The 907-nt window shown below is 54.7% G+C and carries 2 protein-coding genes; one reads left to right on the forward strand and one right to left on the reverse strand.

Annotation, left to right across the window (positions count from 1 at the left end; genetic code table 11):
* Positions 1-643: IS66 family insertion sequence element accessory protein TnpB (gene tnpB / locus ACOCD2_RS22475; protein WP_419626167.1), on the forward strand; the 643-nt coding region annotated here is incomplete at its 5' end.
* On the opposite strand, the gene ACOCD2_RS22480 is transcribed toward tnpB, so the two are convergent.
* A complete protein-coding gene (locus tag ACOCD2_RS22480; protein WP_293689669.1) occupies positions 604-813 on the reverse strand; it encodes a transposase in 210 nt (69 codons plus the stop codon). The two genes, tnpB and ACOCD2_RS22480, sit on opposite strands and share 40 nt — an antisense overlap.
* Positions 814-907: the final 94 nt, after the last annotated feature.

The following is a 907-nucleotide window of genomic DNA, read 5'->3' on the forward strand; positions in this document are numbered from 1 at the left end:
GCTGGGCCACAACCCTTTCGAAGGGGCGCTGTATGCCTTCACCAACCGGCGGCGGGACAAGATCAAGCTCTTGTATTGGGAAGACAACGGGTTCGTGCTCTATTACAAGAGCCTGGCCGACAAGCGTGTCTTCGGCCTCGTGATAGATTTTGGGACATCCCAGTCCCCAAAATCGACTCGGCCTTTGACAACCTATTCGTGCCCCAGCCGTCCTGGTCACCAAGCACTACGCAACAACTTCGCAAGCTCGTTGCTGCTCCGTACTTGCCTCCCAATGACTGGACGCCGCGTTTGGAGGCCTACTTTGTTTTCCCTCTGGCGCAAGGCACGCCGGGAAAACAGTGCGGCCTCGCGGCTACTGGGGACTACCAGCCTTCGCTTCGCTCTCCATGGCTGGCAGCGGATGTATGGAATAACAGTACCGTTCAAAAGAGAACCCGCAGTTTGTTTGAAGAGGATTCCAAACCGGTTATGTGGTACGGCCGAAATGACCATCACTAGACTCAAAGCTGCGGCGTGGTATTACCCGCAGTCGGTCCTCGCAACACTGGGACTGTTCTGGCTGGTCATTGAGCCCATCATTGGATTGACGGGGGAAAGCATTCACCTTACACTGTGTTCGATGCTCTCGGGGTTGCGGTGATCGGTGAAGCAAGCGGCCAGGCGATCCAGCAGGCCGATATGTCGATCCACCTCTCGTAGCAGCAATCCGCCACCGTCCGAAGTGATTCGCCCACCGTCAAAACGACCCATCACCTCACGCCGCCCCAGGGACTGAAATTCCAGCTGTTCTGGTTTACACTCTGTATTCATAGGCCTCTTTGTTTTGTTGCTGGTAAGTGTTTGGTAATCCTTACTTTATGCAACAAAAAGAGGCCTATTTCCAGTGGGACGGTGAAATTTCCGG

Source organism: Thiolapillus sp., from assembly GCF_048562965.1.
GTDB classification, from domain to species: domain Bacteria; phylum Pseudomonadota; class Gammaproteobacteria; order Chromatiales; family Chromatiaceae; genus Thiolapillus; species Thiolapillus brandeum_A.